Source organism: bacterium (genome assembly GCA_026398675.1).
GTDB lineage: Bacteria > RBG-13-66-14 > RBG-13-66-14 > RBG-13-66-14 > RBG-13-66-14 > RBG-13-66-14.
Genome location: JAPLSK010000184.1, coordinates 1 through 3,341, shown reverse-complemented (window position 1 = coordinate 3,341; position 3,341 = coordinate 1). Strand labels below are relative to the sequence as shown.

The 3,341-nt window shown below is 65.2% G+C and carries 5 protein-coding genes; 3 read left to right on the top strand and 2 right to left on the bottom strand.

The annotated features are described in order from the left end of the window. Positions 1-150: 150 nt before the first annotated feature. Entirely contained in the window at positions 151-276 is a 126-nt protein-coding gene (locus NTW26_06085) for a hypothetical protein (GenBank protein MCX7021827.1), read from the bottom strand. A gap of 108 nt (positions 277-384) precedes the next feature. Continuing rightward, positions 385-645, bottom strand: a complete 261-nt coding sequence (locus NTW26_06080) for a hypothetical protein (GenBank protein ID MCX7021826.1) — start codon at positions 643-645, stop codon at positions 385-387. Between the two features lie 101 nt (positions 646-746). Here NTW26_06080 and nusB point away from each other — a divergent pair, with 101 nt between their 5' ends. Genes nusB through NTW26_06065 form a run of 3 tightly spaced genes read left to right on the top strand, consistent with a single transcriptional unit; the run spans position 747 to position 3,125 of the window. Beyond that, on the top strand, positions 747-1,148 hold the full coding sequence (gene nusB / locus NTW26_06075) for a transcription antitermination factor NusB (protein MCX7021825.1): 402 nt from the start codon (positions 747-749) through the stop codon (positions 1,146-1,148). Then, positions 1,145-2,227, top strand: coding sequence for a M28 family peptidase (locus NTW26_06070; protein MCX7021824.1), 1,083 nt, complete (start codon positions 1,145-1,147; stop codon positions 2,225-2,227). Before nusB ends, NTW26_06070 begins: the two co-directional genes overlap by 4 nt. Before the next feature lie 7 nt (positions 2,228-2,234). Beyond that, the gene (locus tag NTW26_06065; protein MCX7021823.1) at positions 2,235-3,125 is read left to right on the top strand and encodes an AraC family transcriptional regulator; all 891 of its coding nucleotides are present in this window, start codon (positions 2,235-2,237) and stop codon (positions 3,123-3,125) included. Positions 3,126-3,341 lie beyond the last annotated feature (216 nt).

Below are 3,341 nucleotides of genomic sequence, written 5' to 3'. Positions count from 1 at the left end.
CGGCGCGCCGTCGGTCGGCCCCTACGAAGGCTGCAAGATTATTCACATGATAAAGCGGGCCTTACGACCCGCCTTTTCGCCATAAACTATAATCGCCCACACAAAAGCGGGCCCCCTCGATCTGCCCCCCGGCGCGGGTGAAAATACGGTCTAGTACCCGACGAAGGTGGTCTTCACCTCGCCCCAGCTCGCGCTGACGGTGAAACCGGCCCCGGCCAGCGCGCCGACGGCCAGCACAGCCAGAAACACGAGAACCAGGATGAGCCGCCTGCTCATAACGCCTCCTCTCGGCTCACGCAATGCAGTTTACCTTAATAGCACGAAACGCGGTTCCGGTCAAGTCGGACGGTAATTTGTACACGGTGGCGGCGACCGAAAGGTTCCCTAGAATCGGCGTCGCTTTTTGGCCGCCACGTTCACCGTCTTGGCGCAGTAGGTGAGCGGCGTGAGCCGGCCCCGCCGCTTTTTGTTCAGCGACTCGGACACCCCCTCGAGCACCGCCCCCAGCGGAAAGCCCGCTTTGTACCACCGCATTATCTGTGCCACGTCCCGGGGCGAAAGCGACAGCGGGAAACCGAACCGCTCGGTCAACAGACTGTTCACCGCGCTCAAGTAGACGTCTTCGGGGGGGAGTGAATTTATCATCGGGCGTACCGGACGGTTTTTCCCGAAAAAGATAGCAGGGTCTGGCTTGTTTGTATAGGGGGTGTCGTGCTAACGTTGGTCGGTTATTTGGGGGTTTGCCGATGACCCGAAGACGCCTGGCCCGCGAGGCCGCGCTCCAGATGCTGTACCAGTCCGAACTGGGCGGCGCCGACGGCGTGAGGGAGAACTACTGGAGCACCCGATTCCCCCACCCCGAGGTGGTCGAGTTCGCCGACCGCCTGGTGGGGCGGTACTTCGCAGACCCGGAGGAGATTGACGGCCTCGTCCGCGAAAATCTGGAGAACTACCGGCTCGAGCGCCTGGGTCACATCGAACGGGCGGTGTTGCGCACGGCGCTCGCCGAGATGCTCGAGGGGGAGACTCCGGCGCGGGTGGTCATAGACGAGGCGGTGGAAATCGCGCGGGACTACGCGGGCGAGGAGGCCGTGGCCATCGTCAACGCCGTCCTGGACCGGGCGGCCCGGAAGCTGGGGCTCTTGTGAAAGTGCTACCGCTGATTCTGGTGATGGTGTTCTCCGCGGCGGCCTTCGACGCCGAGACGGCCTTCGGGCTCCTGGAGGAGCAGGTCGCCTTCGGCCCGCGCCTCCCCGGCTCGGCGGGTCACGAGGCCTGCCGGTGGTGGCTCATCGGGGAACTAGGGCGTTACTGCGACGAGCTCGCCCTGGACGCCTTCGATTACGTCTCCCCCGACGGGACGTACGCCTTCCGGCTGACCAACATCATCGGGGTTATCAACCCGGAGGCGCCGCGGCGCATCATGCTGGGGGCGCACTGGGACACGCGGATATTCGCCGACGAGGACCCGAACCCCGCCCGGCGGACCGAGCCGGTGCCCGGGGCCAACGACGGCGCTTCGGGCGTGGCGGTGCTCCTCGAGCTGGCGCGCTCTTTCGCGGAAAACCCGCCGGACGTGGGCGTCGTCTTCGTCCTCTTCGACGGCGAAGACCAGGGACGCATCGGGGGGATGGACTTCTGCATCGGCTCGGAGCACCTGGCGCGCCAGGGCTCGCTCATGTACTCCGCCGGCATCGTGGTGGACATGATCGGCGACGCCGACCTCACGGTCCTTCACGAGGGCAACTCCGTCCTCGACGCCCCCGACCTCACCCGGAGCGTTTGGGACACCGCGAAGAGGCTGGACGAAGGGACGTTCCAGCCCGGCTACGGCTCCACCCTCAACGACGACCACAAAAGCTTCCTGGTCCGCGGGCTGCCCACGATTCTTTTGATTGATTTCGACTACGACGTCTGGCACACCACGCATGACACGACGCCCACCGAGAAGAGCCGCTACGACGCCGCCTTCACCATCACCGGCGAGCCGCCGGCGGGGGTGGACGGCGTGCACGAGCTCGCCGCGGGGACCTTCGCGCAGTACCACCACGTCGGGCCGTACGACGAGCTGGGCGCGGCCTTCGGGGAGGCCCACCGGCAGCTCCGCGAGCTGGGCGGGTACCGGAAGCGCAAGACGGCCTGCCTGGAGATTTACCGGAACGACCCGGGTAAGACGCCGCCCGCCGAGCTGGTAACCGACATCTACCTGCCGGTAGAGAAAAGCTGAGCCGCGGGTGACGCCCAGGCACGAAACCCTCAGCGACTACCAACGTCGCCTGAACGAGGTGATCAACTACCTCTGGTATCATCTCGACGAGGAGTGCGATCTGGCGACGCTGGCCGGCATCGCCTGCTTCTCGCCTTTCCACTTCCACCGCATATTCCGCGCCCTGGTCGGGGAGCCGGTCGGGGCCTACGTGAGCCGCCTCAAGCTGGAACGGGCCGCCTACGAACTGGTGACGAGAAACCGCAGCGTGACCGACATCGGCCTGGACGCCGGCTTTGAGTCGCCCGCCGCCTTCAGCCGCGCCTTCTCCCGCCAGTTCGGCCGCTCCCCCAGCCAATTCAGCAAACGGGGCAAAGCCGCCCTTGAAGAACTACGCTATCCTCCCCGCATAGAGCTAACCACAAACGAGGAGGATGAGATGGAAGGGGTCAAGATAGCCGAGCTGGAACCGATGACCATCGCCTACACCCACTCGCCCAAGGGATATTTTCAGGAGGGGATAGACGAAGCCTGGCGGAAGCTGCTGCCTTACTATTCGACGCGCCATCCAAAAAAGGTCGAGGAGGCCTGTCTGGGGTTATCCTGGGACAATCCAGTGGTGATCGAGGTGGATAGGTGCCGCTACGAGGCGGCGATGGCGGTGGACGAGGGTACAAAACCGGAGGGAGAGGTGGGCGTGCGGCGGCTGCCCGGCGGAACCTACGCCCAATACCGCTACGTCGGCCCCTATTCGGGACTGAGTGAAACTTTCGACAGACTGATCAAGGTCTGGCTGGCGGGTTCGGGCTATACGATGCGCGACGAGCCCTGCCTCGAGTTCTACCGCAGCGACCCGGGCAAGACGCCGCCCGCCGAGTTGGTGACCGACATCTACCTGCCGGTGGAGAAGGTATCGTAGTCGGACCGACCGTTCGGCCCGCGGTTTCCCTCTCCCTGTGGGAGGCCTGCGAGGCACGGGTTTAAGGGTGAGTGCTGCCTTATAGAAGCGGGCCGACCTGAAGGTCGGCCCCTACCCCAACGCAATCCGCGAGACACGGGCCGGGGGGGTAGCCCCCACCCCCCGTTGGGGGGGGGGAGGGGGTGGGGGGCGAAAGCGGCGGGGATTTAAATACCC

What these genes read in the sequence shown, in the direction of transcription:
- NTW26_06085 (MCX7021827.1), bottom strand. Translation starts at nt 276, where the DNA reads ATGAGCAGGCGGCTCATCCTGGTTCTCGTGTTTCTGGCTGTGCTGGCC.
- NTW26_06080 (MCX7021826.1), bottom strand. Translation starts at nt 645, where the DNA reads ATGATAAATTCACTCCCCCCCGAAGACGTCTACTTGAGCGCGGTGAAC.
- nusB (MCX7021825.1), top strand. Translation starts at nt 747, where the DNA reads ATGACCCGAAGACGCCTGGCCCGCGAGGCCGCGCTCCAGATGCTGTAC.